Origin of the sequence: Paenisporosarcina sp. OV554 (genome assembly GCF_003058165.1) — a bacterium.
GTDB lineage: Bacteria > Bacillota > Bacilli > Bacillales_A > Planococcaceae > Paenisporosarcina.
This window is the reverse complement of the sequence record NZ_QBUC01000019.1, coordinates 44,499-61,288: the sequence shown is the minus strand read 5'-3', so window position 1 is coordinate 61,288 and position 16,790 is coordinate 44,499. Positions and strand designations below refer to the sequence as shown.

At 37.0% G+C, this 16,790-nt stretch carries 19 protein-coding genes; all 19 read left to right on the top strand.

Translation table 11 applies throughout. From position 1 onward, the window contains the following. Positions 1-23: 23 nt before the first annotated feature. A complete protein-coding gene (gene prsW / locus C8K15_RS14965; protein WP_108587189.1) occupies positions 24-707 on the top strand; it encodes a glutamic-type intramembrane protease PrsW in 684 nt (227 codons plus the stop codon). 85 nt (positions 708-792) lie between these two features. Continuing rightward, entirely contained in the window at positions 793-1,590 is a 798-nt protein-coding gene (sleB, locus tag C8K15_RS14960; RefSeq protein WP_108587188.1) for a spore cortex-lytic enzyme, read from the top strand. An 11-nt stretch (positions 1,591-1,601) separates the two neighbouring features. Beyond that, positions 1,602-2,891 carry a PepSY1/2 domain-containing protein gene (locus tag C8K15_RS14955; RefSeq protein WP_108587187.1) on the top strand — a complete coding sequence of 430 codons (1,290 nt, stop codon included), beginning with the start codon at positions 1,602-1,604 and terminating at the stop codon, positions 2,889-2,891. A gap of 141 nt (positions 2,892-3,032) precedes the next feature. Then, positions 3,033-3,707, top strand: a complete 675-nt coding sequence (gene cmk, locus C8K15_RS14950; protein WP_108587186.1) for a (d)CMP kinase — start codon at positions 3,033-3,035, stop codon at positions 3,705-3,707. After that, complete coding sequence (locus tag C8K15_RS14945; protein WP_108587185.1) at positions 3,708-4,292, top strand: lysophospholipid acyltransferase family protein; 585 nt, start codon at positions 3,708-3,710, stop codon at positions 4,290-4,292. It abuts the gene before it with no gap. A 94-nt stretch (positions 4,293-4,386) separates the two neighbouring features. Beyond that, positions 4,387-5,526 (top strand): 30S ribosomal protein S1, encoded by a 1,140-nt coding sequence (gene rpsA, locus C8K15_RS14940; protein WP_108587184.1) that lies wholly within the window; start codon positions 4,387-4,389, stop codon positions 5,524-5,526. 12 nt (positions 5,527-5,538) lie between these two features. Further along, positions 5,539-6,591, top strand: coding sequence for a type 2 isopentenyl-diphosphate Delta-isomerase (gene fni, locus C8K15_RS14935; RefSeq protein ID WP_108587183.1), 1,053 nt, complete (start codon positions 5,539-5,541; stop codon positions 6,589-6,591). A 171-nt stretch (positions 6,592-6,762) separates the two neighbouring features. Then, positions 6,763-8,073 (top strand): ribosome biogenesis GTPase Der, encoded by a 1,311-nt coding sequence (gene der / locus C8K15_RS14930; protein ID WP_108587182.1) that lies wholly within the window; start codon positions 6,763-6,765, stop codon positions 8,071-8,073. Positions 8,074-8,100: 27 nt separating this feature from the next. Continuing rightward, on the top strand, positions 8,101-9,123 hold the full coding sequence (locus tag C8K15_RS14925; protein ID WP_108587181.1) for an NAD(P)H-dependent glycerol-3-phosphate dehydrogenase: 1,023 nt from the start codon (positions 8,101-8,103) through the stop codon (positions 9,121-9,123). A 90-nt stretch (positions 9,124-9,213) separates the two neighbouring features. After that, the gene (locus tag C8K15_RS14920) at positions 9,214-9,417 is read left to right on the top strand and encodes a DUF2768 domain-containing protein (protein ID WP_108587180.1); all 204 of its coding nucleotides are present in this window, start codon (positions 9,214-9,216) and stop codon (positions 9,415-9,417) included. 9 nt (positions 9,418-9,426) lie between these two features. Next, positions 9,427-10,137 (top strand): hypothetical protein, encoded by a 711-nt coding sequence (locus C8K15_RS14915; RefSeq protein WP_108587179.1) that lies wholly within the window; start codon positions 9,427-9,429, stop codon positions 10,135-10,137. Between the two features lie 77 nt (positions 10,138-10,214). Then, a complete protein-coding gene (gene spoIVA / locus C8K15_RS14910; RefSeq protein ID WP_108587178.1) occupies positions 10,215-11,693 on the top strand; it encodes a stage IV sporulation protein A in 1,479 nt (492 codons plus the stop codon). Positions 11,694-11,867: 174 nt separating this feature from the next. Beyond that, positions 11,868-12,140 carry an HU family DNA-binding protein gene (locus tag C8K15_RS14905; protein ID WP_108587177.1) on the top strand — a complete coding sequence of 91 codons (273 nt, stop codon included), beginning with the start codon at positions 11,868-11,870 and terminating at the stop codon, positions 12,138-12,140. A 479-nt stretch (positions 12,141-12,619) separates the two neighbouring features. After that, positions 12,620-13,189: a GTP cyclohydrolase I FolE gene (gene folE / locus C8K15_RS14900; protein WP_108587176.1), complete on the top strand. Its 570-nt coding sequence runs from the start codon at positions 12,620-12,622 to the stop codon at positions 13,187-13,189. A gap of 71 nt (positions 13,190-13,260) precedes the next feature. After that, complete coding sequence (gene mtrB, locus C8K15_RS14895) at positions 13,261-13,482, top strand: trp RNA-binding attenuation protein MtrB (protein WP_024534862.1); 222 nt, start codon at positions 13,261-13,263, stop codon at positions 13,480-13,482. Between the two features lie 84 nt (positions 13,483-13,566). Next, entirely contained in the window at positions 13,567-14,355 is a 789-nt protein-coding gene (locus C8K15_RS14890; protein ID WP_108587175.1) for a heptaprenyl diphosphate synthase component 1, read from the top strand. Between the two features lie 7 nt (positions 14,356-14,362). Continuing rightward, positions 14,363-15,064, top strand: a complete 702-nt coding sequence (locus tag C8K15_RS14885; protein ID WP_108587174.1) for a demethylmenaquinone methyltransferase — start codon at positions 14,363-14,365, stop codon at positions 15,062-15,064. A gap of 23 nt (positions 15,065-15,087) precedes the next feature. Beyond that, positions 15,088-16,062, top strand: coding sequence for a heptaprenyl diphosphate synthase component II (gene hepT, locus C8K15_RS14880; protein WP_108587173.1), 975 nt, complete (start codon positions 15,088-15,090; stop codon positions 16,060-16,062). A gap of 105 nt (positions 16,063-16,167) precedes the next feature. Then, complete coding sequence (gene ndk, locus C8K15_RS14875) at positions 16,168-16,614, top strand: nucleoside-diphosphate kinase (protein WP_108587172.1); 447 nt, start codon at positions 16,168-16,170, stop codon at positions 16,612-16,614. Positions 16,615-16,790: the final 176 nt, after the last annotated feature.

The window sequence follows — 16,790 nt, the reverse complement described above, 5'->3', positions numbered from 1 at the left end:
TACTAAAAGGAGGCGAGCGCAACTTGATAATTTTACTATCTGTCGCAATCGCTCCAGGACTTGCTTTATTCAGTTATTTTTATTTACGAAATCAAATATCATCAGAGCCTTCAAGATCATTGTTTCATACATTTATATATGGTGCTATGTTAACCTTTCCTATTCTCTTCATTCAACATGTATTTAAATTCGAACACATATTTCAATCAGCATTTATTACAAATGTTTTATTCACAAGTACACTTGAAGAGTTTTTTAAATGGCTCATTTTAGTAATGGTTATCTATCAACATGTCGATTTTGAAGATCCATATGATGGAATTCTTTATGGAGCTAGTGTTTCCTTAGGATTTGCAACAGTAGAAAACATTTTATACTTGTTGACATATGGGCTAGATACGGCATTCTTACGAGCTTTGTTACCAGTATCAAGCCATGCAATCTTTGGCGTTGTTATGGGCTATTATCTTGGACGTGCAAAGTTTGCAGTCAGACAATCTTCGAAACCTTTACTATTTATTGCATTGCTAGCTCCATTAAGTTTACACATGATTTACAACGGAATACTAGCCATTGAAGGAATATGGTTGTATTTTATGATTCCTTTTATGCTTTTCTTATGGTGGCTATGTTTAACAAAAGTAAAGCAAGCCCATTTATTGACAATACAACACTTTCAAACACGTGAAGAGCTACGTGATATGTAATAAAACCAATTTTATTAATTGGTTTTATTTTTTTTTTGTATAAAATTCGTATAAATCCTCATTCTAAAAAAAAGGAGAAATGTTTATGCGAAAAAATAAATGGTTAGTTTGGTTTATCACTTTATGTTTGTTGACAATGACTTTAAGTACTCCAAAACATTCTGAAGCATTTTCAGGTCAAGTTATTGAGCTTGGAGCCAATGGAGAGGATGTTATTGAGCTACAAGCACGATTGCAATATATGGGATTCTACAAAAATCAGATAGACGGTAAATTTGGTTACGGTACTTACTGGGCATTGCGTAATTTCCAAGAAAAATTCGGTTTACCAGTCGATGGAATAGCTGGCCAGAAAACAAAAGCGAAACTTGTCAACCAATCAAATTATAATAAAGAGTTTGTGCGAAACCAATTGAATAAAGGTAATCGCTTTACACACTACGGGGGCAAACCTTTAGAACAACAAGTGAAAAAAGGAACAAGTCCAGCACCCAAAAAAAATGAACAAGTCCAACTTCCTGCAAAATACTCACAACAGGATTTACAACTTATGGCCAATGCAGTGTATGGAGAAGCGCGCGGTGAACCATATGAGGGACAAGTTGCAGTAGCATCAGTCATATTAAATCGTGTTGAAGACTCGAAATTCCCAAATACAGTAAGTGGAGTTGTCTTTCAACCACGAGCTTTTACAGCAGTTGCTGACGGACAAATTTGGCTTACACCAAATGCTCGCGCTAAAGAGGCTGTTTTAGACGCGATAAATGGTTGGGATCCTACGGAAAATGCCCTTTATTACTTTAATCCAGACACAGCTACCAGCGCCTGGATATGGACTCGACCACAAATTAAAACAATTGGGAAACATATATTCTGCGAATGAGGAGGAATAACATGAAGATTATTACAAGCTTGTTAGCGGTTGCCTTGATCATTATGGGCGTATTTTTATATACATCTAAACAAAATGAAGTAGCTTTGGAAAATGATTTGAGAGCCCAATACACCAATCGGATGACGGAAGCTTCAGAAAAACTAACTGAACTACAAAAATCCGTTCAAAGTGCCACAGTTTTTAATGATCCAAAAGCTCAAGCAGAACCACTTGAAGATATTTGGAGACTTTCATCAGAAATAAAAAGTGATATATCCTCACTACCACTCCAACAAGATTTTTCAAGTGAATGGTTGAATTACTTAGGACGGCTTGGAGATTATGCAAAATTAAAGAGTCAAGGCAAAGTACCTGAAGAGAAATGGTTAACAGTAACCAATAATGTATCTAAAAACTTAGATGAATTTTCAGTTGAATGGCAAAACGCTTCAACCGAACTATTAGCAAAACAACAATCTTTCTCAAAATGGCAAAAAGAAGTCAAATCAGCTCAACCTTCTGAAAAATGGACTAAAATGTCTACTACTGTTAAAGGCTATTCAGAAAGCGATTTCCCACTCACTGCGAGTGAATCGGATGATCAAAAGAAAAAGGATTTAAAAGCGATTAAAGATAAACCCGTTACAGAAAAACGAGTTGTAAAACAAATGAAAGAAATGTTTCCAACATTAAAAAATGCAAAAGTTGTCGTTTCATCTAGTAAATCAGGAGCAGCATATCCGTTTTACCACATTTCATTCAACGAAGGCATTAGAACTGGTTACACGGATTACACCAAAAAAGGTGGCCAACTTTTATCCATGTTAATTGAACGTCCGATTGGAAAAGATCGTATTCCTCAGGAGGAGATGAAAGAAAAGGCGACAAAAGCAGTTAAGAAATATGGATTTGAAGATGTTGAACTCGTGGAATCACGTGAAAACCATTTAGTATGGCATGTCGTGTTTGTGCGTTTAGATCCAGTGAATAAAGCTCGAATTTATGCTGATGCAATTCAATTAAAACTTGCAAAAGATGATGGAGAAGTTCTAGGTGTAAACACGATGGAATATATCCAAAAAGAAACGTTACCAGATCAAAAAATAGTTCCTGTAAGTTGGAACGAATATTTTACAGATCAAGTTGCCATTCAAAGTGAAGTACTAGCGTATACCGAAAATGAGGAATTACAACAGCGTCTATGTTATGAACTAATGGTGTTAAAAGAAACGAAAGAAGAAAGTCACACGTTCAGAATTTTAATTGATACAGAAACGCATGAAGTAATAAAATCTGAAATGATGAACTAGGAAATTTTAGATTTAAAACGAAACCAAAACATAAAACTGTTGATTAGTATTAAATTCACCCCTACGGAAGCTCACACTAGTGGGCTTTTTTTTTGCCTCCTGTGTTACAATTATGTGTGAGAACGTATAGGAGTGGATGATGTGAAAAACAGTATACAAATAGCGATTGATGGGCCTGCAGCTGCAGGAAAAAGCACAATAGCAAAACTCGCTGCTGAAGAACTTGGTTTTACATATATTGATACAGGAGCTATGTATCGAGCAATTACGTATAAAGCACTTGAACGTCACATAGATTTAGAAAATGAAGAGGCCTTAACAAACTTGCTTCTAGAAACCAAAATTGAATTAATCCCATCTCATGATGGACAACTTGTTTATTTAGATGGTGAGAATGTTTCAGAAGCGATTCGTTCCACCCTTGTGACATCTTCTGTTTCTGCCGTAGCTGTACATGCAAGTTTACGAGAAGAAATGGTTAGTCGGCAATTGAAAATGGCTGAAAGTGGTGGTGTGGTGATGGATGGCCGCGACATCGGGACACATGTGTTAGTTGATGCTGAATTAAAAGTCTTTATGTCTGCAACTGTTGATGAACGAGCGAAACGACGCCAGTTAGATAATGAGCGACGTGGCATTGTTTCACATGTAGATCAACTGAAAAAAGAAATTGCAGAACGAGATAAAATGGATAGCGAACGACAAGCTTCACCCCTTATTCAGGCAAAAGATGCAATTTACTTGGATACCACAAATTTAACAATTAATGAAGCAGCTAATCACATTATTCAATTAGCGAAAGAAAGGATGAGCTAAATGAACATGTACCAATTTGCTAAAAATTTCGTTTGGATCACATTAAAGCCGATATATCGTTTTGATGTAAAAGGGTTAGAACATTTTCCGAAAACCGGCGGAGTTTTAATTTGCTCAAACCATATCGATGCTCTTGATCCTCCAGTAGTGGGAATTACTGCTCCACGCCCGGTTCATTTTATGGCTAAGGAAGAGCTTTTTCATATGCCAATATTAAAACCTCTATTGCCGAAAATAAATGCATTTCCTGTTAAAAGAGGATTGAGTGACCGTGAAGCATTAAGAAAAGCATTAGCCTTATTGAAAAACGGAGATGTAATGGGTCTTTTTCCAGAAGGAACTCGAAATACGGATGGTAAGCTCGGGAAAGGCTTCTCAGGAGCTGGCTTTTTTGCTTTAAAAGGGGATGCGAATGTTGTTCCTTGTGCCATTATTGGTCCATATAAGCCTCTTAAACGATTAAAAGTGGTTTATGGTAAGCCGATTGACATGCAACCTTACCGCGATCGAAAAGCGACTGCTGAAGAAGTCACTACAGTAATTATGAATGAAATTCAAAAGTTATTAGACCAAAATAAATCGTAATATTTAGTTTTTTTCAAATTAAAGGGTAAATTTTTGTTTTTATTAGAGAATTCGCATAAAATAAAGAGTGGAACGTTGTGAAGGAGGATTCTATATGTCTGAGGAAATGAACTTGCAGGAAAACCAGGACTTCCGTGAAGGGAATCTTGTAAAAGGAACGGTTGCCCAAGTTGAGGATAAGGCAGTAACTGTCACAATTGAAGGTGCACCGTTTGATGGAATAATCCCGATTAGTGAACTGTCAAGCTTGCACATTGAAAAAGCTTCTGACGTCGTTTCCATCGGTGACGAATTAAATTTAATTATTACAAAAGTAGAAGACGACAATTTTGTGTTATCTAAACGTAGAGTTGATGCTGCTGAAGCTTGGGATTCGCTAGAACAAAAGTTTCATAGTGGCGAAATTATCGAAGCAGAAGTGAAGGATGTAGTGAAAGGTGGACTTGTAGTTGACCTCGGGTTACGTGGATTTGTTCCAGCTTCGTTAGTTGAAGATCACTTTGTGGAATCGTTCGATGATTACAAAGGAAAACTACTAACATTTATCATTGTTGAAATGGAAAAAGATAAAAATCGATTAATCTTATCTCATCGCGCAGTAGTTGAAGCTCAAAAAGAGTCAAACAAGAAAGACGTTATTGACCACATTCACGCTGGAGATGAATTAACGGGAACGGTGCAACGTATTGCTGCTTTCGGTGCTTTTGTAGATTTAGGTGGGGTAGATGGACTTGTTCATATTTCTCAACTATCTCATGAGCATGTTGAGCAGGTTTCAGACGTTATTCATGAAGGACAAGAAGTTAAAGTGAAAGTTTTGTCCGTTGACCGTGATAGCGAACGTATTTCTTTATCAATTAAAGACACTCTCCCAGGACCGTGGGAAGGTATTGAAGATAAAGCGCCTCGAGGATCAGTCCAAACAGGTACAATTAAACGCCTTGTTTCATACGGAGCATTTATAGAAGTATTCCCAGGCATTGAAGGCCTTGTTCATATCTCGCAAATTGCCCATTCTCATATTGGCACACCGCATGAAGTGTTAAAAGAAGGGCAAGAAGTACAAGTAAAAGTATTAGACGTTAACAAAAAAGATAAACGATTATCACTGAGCATTAAAGATTTAGTTGAAAAAGAAGATGGATATTCAGGTAATGATTATGAAATGCCTGAAGAATCAAAAGGTTTTTCAATTAGTGATGTTATTGGGGATAAATTAAAACACTTTAAATAATGGAGCATAATAATGACTAGAGCTGAACGAAAATTGGACCACATAAAACACGCGTTGTCGACAGGACAATCTAGAGCAACATGGTTAGATGATATTCGTTTTGTACATCAGGCTCTTCCTGACAGTAGTTGGGATAAAGTGTCATTGCAAACTCAACTTGGCGAACTCGTTTTTGGTTCGCCTTTTTATATTAATGCAATGACAGGTGGAGGAGGGGCTAGAACGACTGAGTTGAACAGTCAATTAGCTCGTATTTCTCGTGAAATGAATATTCCAATGGCGGTGGGTTCTCAAATGGCCGCCATTAAGAACCCAGAAGAAATTGCCACATTTGCCACCGTTCGAAAAGAAAATCCAGACGGCCTGATTTTTGCTAACCTAGGTAGTGAAGCATCGGTGGATCAAGCTAAAAGAGCTGTCGATATGCTTGAAGCTAACGCTCTACAAATCCATCTTAATGTCATCCAAGAGTTGACGATGCCTGAAGGAGATCGTGATTTCAGTGGAGCACTAAGTAGAATAGAACAGCTTGTAAACGACCTGGATATACCAGTTATCGTTAAAGAAACAGGTTTTGGAATTTCACGCGAAGCGGCAATGAAACTTCAATCAATAAACGTAGCGGCTATCGATATTGGAGGCTTTGGTGGAACCAATTTTGCGGCGATTGAAAATGAACGTCGACATCGCAAACTTAGCTTTTTTAATGATTGGGGAATTCCTACAGCTGCAGCGTTAATAGAAACTACTAGTTTGAATTCTAAAGTTCCTGTATTAGCTTCTGGAGGCATTCAACATGCACTGGATATGGTGAAATGTTTATCACTCGGTGCATCTGCTGTCGGTTTGGCTGGCAAAGTATTAAAAACCTTAGTTGAAGAAGGGGAACAAGCTACGATTGAAGAAATTAAAGAAATAATTGAAGATTTGACTATGTTAATGGTATCACTTGGCGCGAATACCATTGAAGAATTGCAAAAAGTTCCATTAATTATTTCAGGTGAATTACATCATTATTTAACTTACCGCGGTATCGATACATATACATACGCAAATCGTAAATAATAAAGAGATGTAGACATATACAAAGTCTGCATCTCTTTATTTTGGCCAGGGAATAATGTCTGACAGGGTTTTCGCTTCATATATCCGCTTTGCGATGTCGAGCGAACATGGCGTTTTATGCGTTTCTTATGTATAATACTTTAGAGAAGAATTTGGAAGGATGAAATAAATATGCCTAAACCGGTAGTAGCAATAGTTGGTCGCCCAAATGTAGGGAAATCAACAATCTTTAATCGAATAGTTGGAGAACGCGTTTCCATCGTGGAAGATATTCCAGGAATAACACGTGATCGTATATATAGTTCTGCTGATTGGTTAACTCATGAATTTAATATAATTGATACAGGTGGAATTGACATTGGGGACGAGCCTTTCTTAGAACAAATTCGTGCTCAAGCTGAAATTGCCATCCAAGAATCAGACGTTATTATTTTCTTGACGAATGGTCGAGAAGGTGTCACAGCAGCAGATGAGCAAGTAGCGAAAATATTATACAAAACAAAAAAACCTGTCGTGTTGGCAATTAATAAAATTGATAATCCTGATATGCGTCCTATGATTTATGACTTTTATTCATTAGGATTCGGCGAACCATTCCCGATTTCGGGTTCTCATGGACTTGGTATTGGAGATTTATTAGATGAAGTAGCGAAGAATTTCCCAGACGAAGATGAAGAAATTTATCCTGAAAATGTTATTAAATTTTCATTAATTGGTCGACCTAATGTTGGAAAGTCTTCTTTAGTGAACTCTTTCTTAGGTGATGAGCGTGTTATTGTAAGTGAAATTGCAGGAACGACTCGTGATGCAATTGATACGCAATATGAATACGAAGACCAACCATATGTCATTATCGATACAGCTGGGATGCGTAAAAAAGGAAAAGTCTACGAAACCACTGAAAAATATAGTGTGCTTCGTGCATTAAAAGCAATCGAACGCTCGGATGTTGTTTTAGTTGTTATAAACGCAGAAGAAGGTATTCAAGAGCAAGATAAAAAAATTGCTGGGTACGCGCATGAAGCGGGTAAAGCAATTATTATCGTAGTTAATAAGTGGGATGCAGTAGAGAAAGATGAGAAAACCATGAATAAAACTACTAAATTAATTCGTGCTCATTTCTTGTTCTTAGATTATGCTCCAATTATATTCGTTTCTGCAGTAACGAAACAACGCGTCCATTCCATTTTACCAGTTATTAATCGTGTAAGTGAAAATCACGCAATGCGCGTTACTTCTAGTGTATTAAACGAAGTAATTGAAGACTCAGTTGCTCGTAACCCTGCTCCAACAGACAAAGGACGTCGTCTGCGCATTTACTACGCCACTCAAGTTGCGATCAAGCCACCAACATTTGTGGTGTTTGTAAACGAACCAGAAATTATGCATTTCTCATATGAGCGATTCTTAGAAAATCGAATTCGTGAATCCTTCGATTTCGAAGGAACACCAATTCGCCTTATTACACGTGCTAGAACGTAATTTGTATCAGTAAGGGAGATTTAAAACATGGAAAAAGCAGTCGTTTTAGGTGCCGGCAGTTGGGGGACAGCTCTCAGTATGGTCCTTGCAGAAAATGGACACAATTGTTTGCTTTGGTCGCACCGAGAAGATCAAGCAACTGAAATTAATAATCAACATTCCAATGAAAAATATCTTCCTGGAACAGTGCTACCATCTACATTAACAGCCACTTCATCATTAAAAGATGCAGCCACCCACGGAAAAATAATCGTGATGGCTGTCCCAACTAAAGGGATTCGAGAAGTTTGTCGTGATTTAAAAGAGTGGATTCAGGAACCCATTCTTTTCGTTCATGTATCTAAAGGGATTGAACCCGATTCCTTAAAGCGAATTTCTGAAGTTATGCGAGAAGAAATACCTGCGCATTTAATTGAAGAAATAGTGGTTCTTTCTGGACCGAGTCACGCAGAAGAAGTAGTGTTAAAACACCCTACTACTGTAACGGCTGCTTGCGAAGAGATTCACTATGCTGAGAAAGTACAAGACTTATTTATGAACGGCAATTTCCGTGTCTATACTAATTCAGACGTTATTGGCGTCGAAATTGGTGGGGCATTAAAAAATATTATTGCATTAGGTGCAGGCATTTCTGATGGCCTAGGATACGGTGATAATGCAAAGGCTGCTTTAATTACAAGAGGTCTAGCTGAAATTGCCCGTCTTGGAACCAAAATGGGTGCTAATCCTTTAACGTTTTCTGGTTTAACTGGAATAGGTGATTTAATAGTGACTTGTACTAGCGTCCATTCAAGAAATTGGCGTGCTGGGAACCTATTAGGTAAAGGCATGAAGTTAGATGAAGTATTAGATCAAATGGGTATGGTTGTAGAAGGCGTGAGAACGACAAAAGCCGCTTATCAATTATCTAAATTTCATGATGTGCCAATGCCAATAACAAGCGCATTATATGCTGTGTTATTTGAACAAGTCAACCCGAAAACCGCAGTGGATCAATTAATGGATCGTGTTAAGAAACAAGAGATGGAAGACTTATTTGAATATCTTTAAATCGTCACAAAACAAGAGGTAGTGAGTCTGCGCCTCTTGTTTTTTCATGATATAATTATTTGCTAGAGATAGTGGAAGGTGGTTAAATTTATGTCATCACTAGATAAAATGTGGGTTTCATTTGCTTCCATGGGCTTTTTGATGATTTCTATGGGTTTAATTTATATAAGTAGACACAAAATCAATAATCGTTTAATTAAATTTATTTTTGCAACTGTAGCTTATGTACTTTTAATAGGTGGATTTTTAAGTATGATTTATATTGTATTTTCTGGTCCAACTGGAAGCTCGTGAGGTGAGGAAATGAAAAAAATATCACTTATTAGTCTATTATTCTTTACATCAATACTGTTATCAGGTTGTATGTATCCAGAGTCAGAGCGTGCTGAAAATCAAAAACCATATGAAGATCAACTAAATTCAGTTCAAGTGGCTGTCGATAAGTATCAAGAAGCTTCAGGTGGTTTACTTCCAATAAAAACTAGAGATCAAAGTGTTGATCAATACATTAAATACCCTATTGAGTTTCAAAAAATTGTCCCTGCCTATTTAAGTGAAATTCCACCAAACGCTTACGAAAACGGTGGACTCTTTCAATATGTTATTATTGATGTCGAAGAAAATCCGACTGTCAAATTAGTTGATTTACGTTCTGCTGAAAAAATTAGAGATTTAAATATTAAACTTGGTGTGAATGGTTATGGTCCGATAGCTGGAGAAATAGCCGAAAATGTATATAAATTAGACTATAAAATTATGGGCTTTAAAGAGGAACAAACGGTTCCTAGTCCTTATTCAGATGTTAATCTGCCGTTAGTGGCTACTGGAGATGGAACCATTTATATCGATTACTCAATCGAACTGAATCGTGTTCTTCAAGAAGATAAGCCTACAGTAAAACCAGGTGAAGATATTCGTTATCTTTTAGTTGATAAATACCCTGTGCTACCTGCGTATTCACTGCCGTATACTGTTAATAAAAATAATGAACCAGAATTCTTATTAAAGAAATAAAGACAAACGTTTCATGCATATGCATGAAACGTTTTTTTGGTGCATAAAATAAAGTGCGTAGGAAAGGGGGCCATGATATGGCTGAAGAGCTTTATCAACAAATAGCCGAACGGACAAATGGTGATGTATATATTGGCGTGGTTGGACCGGTGCGAATCGGAAAATCTACTTTTGTAAAACGAGTTATGGAGAGTTTAGTAATACCTAATATGACGGATGAAGTGGACAGACTTCGTGCACAAGATGAACTACCTCAAAGCTCTCCTGGAGCAGTAATTATGACAGCCGAACCAAAATTCGTACCCGCTCATGGTACTAGCATTCAGGTAGGCGATGATGCATTCCGTTTCAATATTCGCTTAGCGGACTGTGTAGGATATATTGTAGAGGGTGCAAAAGGTCATGAAGACGAGAATGGGCCAAAATTGGTTCATACGCCTTGGCATCATGATCCGATCCCATTTGAAGAAGCCGCACGAATTGGTACGGATAAGGTAATCAGAGATCATTCTACTATAGGAATCGTGATGACAACGGATGGCTCGGTCAACGAAATTCCAAGAGCAGCTGTTGAAAAAGTAGAAGAAGAAATCGTTGGTCAGTTAAAAGAAATTGGGAAACCATTTGTTATTTTGCTTAATACTAGATTTCCAGGTACTGATCAAACAGATCATTTGCGTAAAGAATTATCCGAAAAGTACAATGTACCCGTGATTGCAGCAGCGGTTGATCGGATGTCAGTTCAAGAAATTCAAGTTGTATTAAAAGAGGCACTTTATGAATTCCCTGTGACAACATTTGAGTTACTGAAACCGGACTGGATGGACGTTTTGGAAAATGATCATCCTTTAAAAGAGTCCCTTCAAAATTCAATTGATTCTTGGTCTACACAAGTTTCAAAAATCCGTGATGTGAAAGATTTGGCCACATTTATATGTGATGAACCTTTTGTTGAAAATGCTGAAGTGATTGAAGTAGATGCAGGAAAAGGAAAAGCATCTATTCAAATCGAAATAACAGATGAGGCGTTCCAACAAGCCTATTCGGACTTCTTGGATGAGCCAATTGTTACAAAAAAAGACTGGCTATCATACGTTAAAGAATCTTCATATGCAAAAAAATCGTATTTACGATTCCATGAAGCAATTGAAATGGCACAAGAGACTGGGTACGGTGTATCAATGCCATCGGTACAAGAGTTTCAACCTACTGCTCCAGAATTAATTAAACAAAATGATTTCTTTGGTGTACGAATGAAAGCCAAAGCTCCTTCACTTCATATTATTCGTATTGACATGGATGCAGAATTCTCACCATTAATTGGTTCTGAATTCCACAGTCAACAACTGTTAAAAGATTTAAAAGAAGCCTATTATCACAATCGTGAAGCACTGTGGGCAACATCGTTATTTGGAACACCTTTACACGAGATGTTAAGAGAGAGTATGCGCTATAAATCAGATGCTGTACCAACACATGCGAAGAAACGTATGAGAGAAACGATTGAACGAATGGTTAATGAAGGCGATCGTGGTATGGTAACGTTTATCCTATAATAGAGAGCAGGACTGCGCATTTACCTATGCGAATAGTCCTGTTCTTTTTATTCTGGATGGATTTTCTGCATGAAGTTGGTAATTCTCGTGGAAATATTGTTGCGTAGCCTTTTTGGTTATGATACTCTTTTTACATGATTGAGATTCCATCCCCTTTGAGAGGAGGTGAATGGTGTGAATAAAACAGAATTAGTAAACTCAGTAGCTGAAGGTACAGAACTTTCTAAAAAAGATGCTTCTAAAGCAGTTGATGCTGTATTTGATACAATTCAAGATGCTCTTGCTAAAGGTGAAAAAATCCAACTTATTGGATTTGGTAACTTTGAGGTTCGTGAACGTGCTGCTCGTAAGGGTCGTAACCCACAAACAGGTATGGAAATCGACATTGCTGCAAGTAAAGTACCTGCTTTCAAACCAGGTAAAGCTCTTAAAGACGCGGTAAAATAAAACGCGTGTAATTACATAAAGAACGACTTTTGTGAGAAATTACAAAAGTCGTTCTTTTTTGTATGCTCTTAAGTGAAGTGAATTATCATCTTGACATGCAAAATGATGATAGAGGCTGCTTTGTCGCATATTCATGAATTATTGTCGTAACTATCCAATTTCCTCCTAATTCTACTATCCCTCTCGTGGAGCAGCAGATAAGATGTAGTACAAAATACACATTATCTTAGACAATCAAGAAGGATAGAAAAAGTAATTTCTGAAAAGAATAGACTAATTGAGCGTTTTTGCGTAACATTTGATGGTGTGCTACGATTTACATGAATTTAATACCGAAACAGTTGTCTTTATTACCCGAATTTCAATTGCCAAACGTAGAGAATGAAAACCTTTCCAAGTTCACTATTACTACACGGTAAATTACATAAAGCCAATACACGGCAAAGATAGTTGTGTTTTATTATTAGGAGGCGTCAAGCATGTCAACGGTTGACTTACAAAAAATAGAAGAAGCAGTAAAAATGATTTTAGAAGCAGTTGGAGAAAATCCTGAACGTGAAGGATTACTTGAAACACCAAAACGTGTTGCGAAAATGTATGCTGAAATGTTTTCAGGTTTGAATGAAGATCCAAAAGAATATTTTAAAACCGTCTTCCACGAAGATCATGAAGAATTAGTTTTAGTAAAAGATATCCCGTTTCATTCAATGTGTGAACATCATTTAGTGCCTTTTTACGGTAAAGCTCATATCGCTTATATTCCGAGAGACGGAGTAGTTACAGGTTTAAGTAAATTAGCTAGGGCTGTTGAAACAACGGCTAGACGTCCACAACTACAAGAAAGAATTACATCGACTATTGCTGATTCAATTATGGAGATGTTAAATCCTTTTGGAGTATATGTAATTATCGAAGCTGAGCATATGTGTATGACCATGCGAGGAATTAAAAAGCCAGGAGCAAAAACAGTTACAGCCGTCGCACGTGGCATTTATGAACAAGATGATATAAAGCGCAGTGAGATTTTATCATTCATACAAATGAAATAACCAAATCATCTTAAAACAATAGGGTATGCTATGATTAATAGAGAATTTGTTTCACATAGGAGGAATGTACAATGGCACAAACAGAATACATTGTGATTCGAGCAGAAGAAGATGGCGTTCATGTCATTGGTCTTACAAGAGGCACTGATACAAAATTTCATCACTCCGAAAAGTTGGATCGTGGAGAAGTTATGATTGCCCAATTTACTGAACATACTTCAGCGATTAAAATACGTGGTAAAGCAGAAATTCAAACAACACATGGCCAAGTTTTTAGTGAAACTAAAAAATAGAATCTGTCTACGTGAATGAGTAGCCATGCTGTGCTATAATTACAAAATACGACACCGGCAACATCGCGAAATGGAGCACGTACGATGAACGAAAAATTCATTCATAAAACAATTGAACAATTTCATTCGAAAATATTAGATTACGTCCGTCATCGGACTCTTCGGAAGCATGCGGGAGAACCGGATCTTCGAGAAGACCGTTTATTTTTTTTGCTTCTACCTTTGTTAAACGGGAATCAATGGGACGATGAACACGAACAGTCTGCAATTTCAGTTGCAGTTATTTATTGTGCATTAACGGCACATGATCAAATTAAAGAATTAAATGCATCCTCGAAAAGCCAGCAATTAACGGTATTAGCAGGGGATTACTATAGCGGACTTTACTATCAAATATTAGCAAGCCTTTCAAACATCGACCTAATCCGTTCGCTATCAAATGGAATAATCGATATTAGTGAGAAAAAAGCATCGGTGTATGATGATGTAAAGCAATCCTTTGAACAGTGGATGGAGACCATTCAAACGATCGAAAGTTTATCAATTGAACAATTTTACGATCATTTTAATTTTGCTGCCTATAAACCATTTGTACGTCGCGGATTATTAATTCACCGAATTGTAAATGAGTTAGAGCTTGTAAAACAAGGTAAAGGATCTCGTTTCCAAGACTCCTTATCAGATAGCGAACAGCATTTAGGTTTTTCTCACACTTGGCTTGTATTACTGAATAAAGAGCTTGCCATTCAAAAAAATAAATTGATGGAAGAAATTTCACGATCTCATCTACTCAGCCATTCTGTTCAACAATACTTAGTTGATATGTTTGAACTACGCTTGAATGAGCAAGTTTCTGTCATGAGAGAAAGGTGACATCAGCATGACCAAAACAAAAGAACAACGTGTCCATGAAGTATTTGAAAAAATTTCTGGGAATTACGATAAGATGAATTCCGTCATTAGCTTTCAACAACATAAAAAATGGCGTGATGATACCATGTCTCGTATGAACGTCCAAGCAGGTAGCACAACTTTAGATGTTTGTTGTGGAACTGCTGACTGGACGATTTCAATGGGACATGCGGTAGGTCCAAATGGAAAAGCGATTGGATTAGACTTTAGCCAAAATATGTTGAATGTTGGGTATGAGAAAGTTAAAGCATATCCTCAAATTGAATTGATTCATGGAAATGCTATGCAATTACCATTCCCTGATGCTACGTTTGATTATATTACGATTGGTTTTGGCTTGCGAAATGTTCCTGATTATATGCAAGTTTTAAAAGAAATCAACCGTGTTCTAAAACCAGGTGGGATGTTTGTGTGTTTAGAAACATCACAATCGGAATTACCGGGGTACAAACAATTATTTCGATTCTATTTTAAATATGTAATGCCTGTGTTTGGTAAGTTTTTCGCGAAAAGTTATAAAGAATATTCTTGGTTACAGGAATCTGCGAAGGATTTTCCAGGGATGAAGGAACTTGCAAAAATGATAGAACAAGCTGGATTTGTGGAAGTAGAATACAAGCCATATAGCGGCGGAGCAGCTGCAAGACATATTGGCATGAAAAAAGTTTAATTACTGGGAGAAGGTTACTGGTTGTGGAAAAGATGAAGTTGAAGATGCTCTATTCTGATATGCGTTCAGATTTAGATCTCATCGAAAAAGAATTAGAAATAGCGGTGAATTCGTCTTCAGACTTACTCAATGAAGCATCTCTTCATTTACTATTAGCGGGCGGAAAGCGAATTCGGCCCGTTTTTGTTTTGTTAGCAGCTAAGTTTGGGAATTATCAAATTGACCAAATGATGAATGTTGCAGTCCCTTTAGAGCTTATACATATGGCATCACTAGTACACGATGATGTAATTGATGATTCTGAAATGAGACGTGGTCAGTTAACCGTTAAAGCACAGTGGAATAATCGAGTCGCCATGTATACCGGCGATTTTATTTTTGCCCGAGCGCTTGAATATATTACCAACATTAATAATCCACAAGCTCATCGGATTCTTTCATACGCAATGGTAGAAATTTGTGTTGGGGAAATCATTCAAATTGAAGATAAATTTAGGTTAGATCAACGCCTACAAGATTATTTTAGACGTATAAAAAGAAAAACAGCTTTATTAATTTCCTCTAGCTGTCAACTTGGTGCAGTGGTCTCGGGAGCGGATGAGAAAACAGCCACTCATTTAAAACGGTTCGGCTATTATGTTGGAATGTCGTTCCAGATAATAGACGATATCTTAGACATTACATCGACAGATAAAGAATTAGGTAAACCAGCAGGATCAGACTTAATTCAAGGTAATATAACATTGCCGATTCTATTTTTAAAAGATTCGCCCGAATTTAGACCAGCGCTTGAACATGCTATTTCTGGAAACATGACAGAAATTGAGCGACTTGCACTGGTGAAAAGAATTCGAGAATCAGACGCGATTCCTAAAGCGAAAGCCATTAGTAACCGCTATTTACAAAAAGCCCTTAAAGAAATAGATTCATTACCAGCTTCACCTGCAAAAAAATCTCTCCGCGAAATTGCGCTTTATATGGGGAAACGCAAATTTTAATGGGTTGAACAAACGATGATACAATGGTAGTATTTTTTACGGTGGATAAATTACCCTTAACAGAAGGGAATCATTCTCTAAGATTTAATTGAAGGAGTGTTTATTATGGAAAGAACGTTTTTAATGGTAAAACCTGATGGCGTACAACGTAACTTGATCGGTGAAATCGTAGGTCGTTTCGAAAAGAAAGGCTTCCAATTAGTTGGATCAAAATTAATGCAAATTACACCTGAACTTGCTGCTGAACACTATGGCGAACACAAAGAACGTCCATTCTTTGGCGAATTAGTAGACTTCATCACATCTGGACCAGTGTTCGCAATGGTTTGGGAAGGTGAAAACGTAATTTCAGTTGGCCGTTTGATGACTGGAGCTACAAACCCTAAAGAATCTGCACCAGGTACAATTCGTGGAGATTTCGCAGTTACAGTTGGAAAAAACATCATTCACGGTTCTGACTCTTCTGATAGCGCAGTTCGTGAAATTGGTTTATTCTTCAAAGAAGAAGAGCTTGTTTCTTACACGAAAGAAGCTAACAACTGGATTAACTAAAAAAGTAAGCAGTCAAATGATTTTTCATTTGACTGTTTTTTTATTTTCCGTCAAATTATCTTTAGGCTATACTTGTTATATGTAGAGGAAAGGGTCTAGATAATTTTATTCATAAATTGAACGATGAAAATGAAAAAGGTTTGTGGTATAGTGTTATTTAAAATACTTTAGCGAGT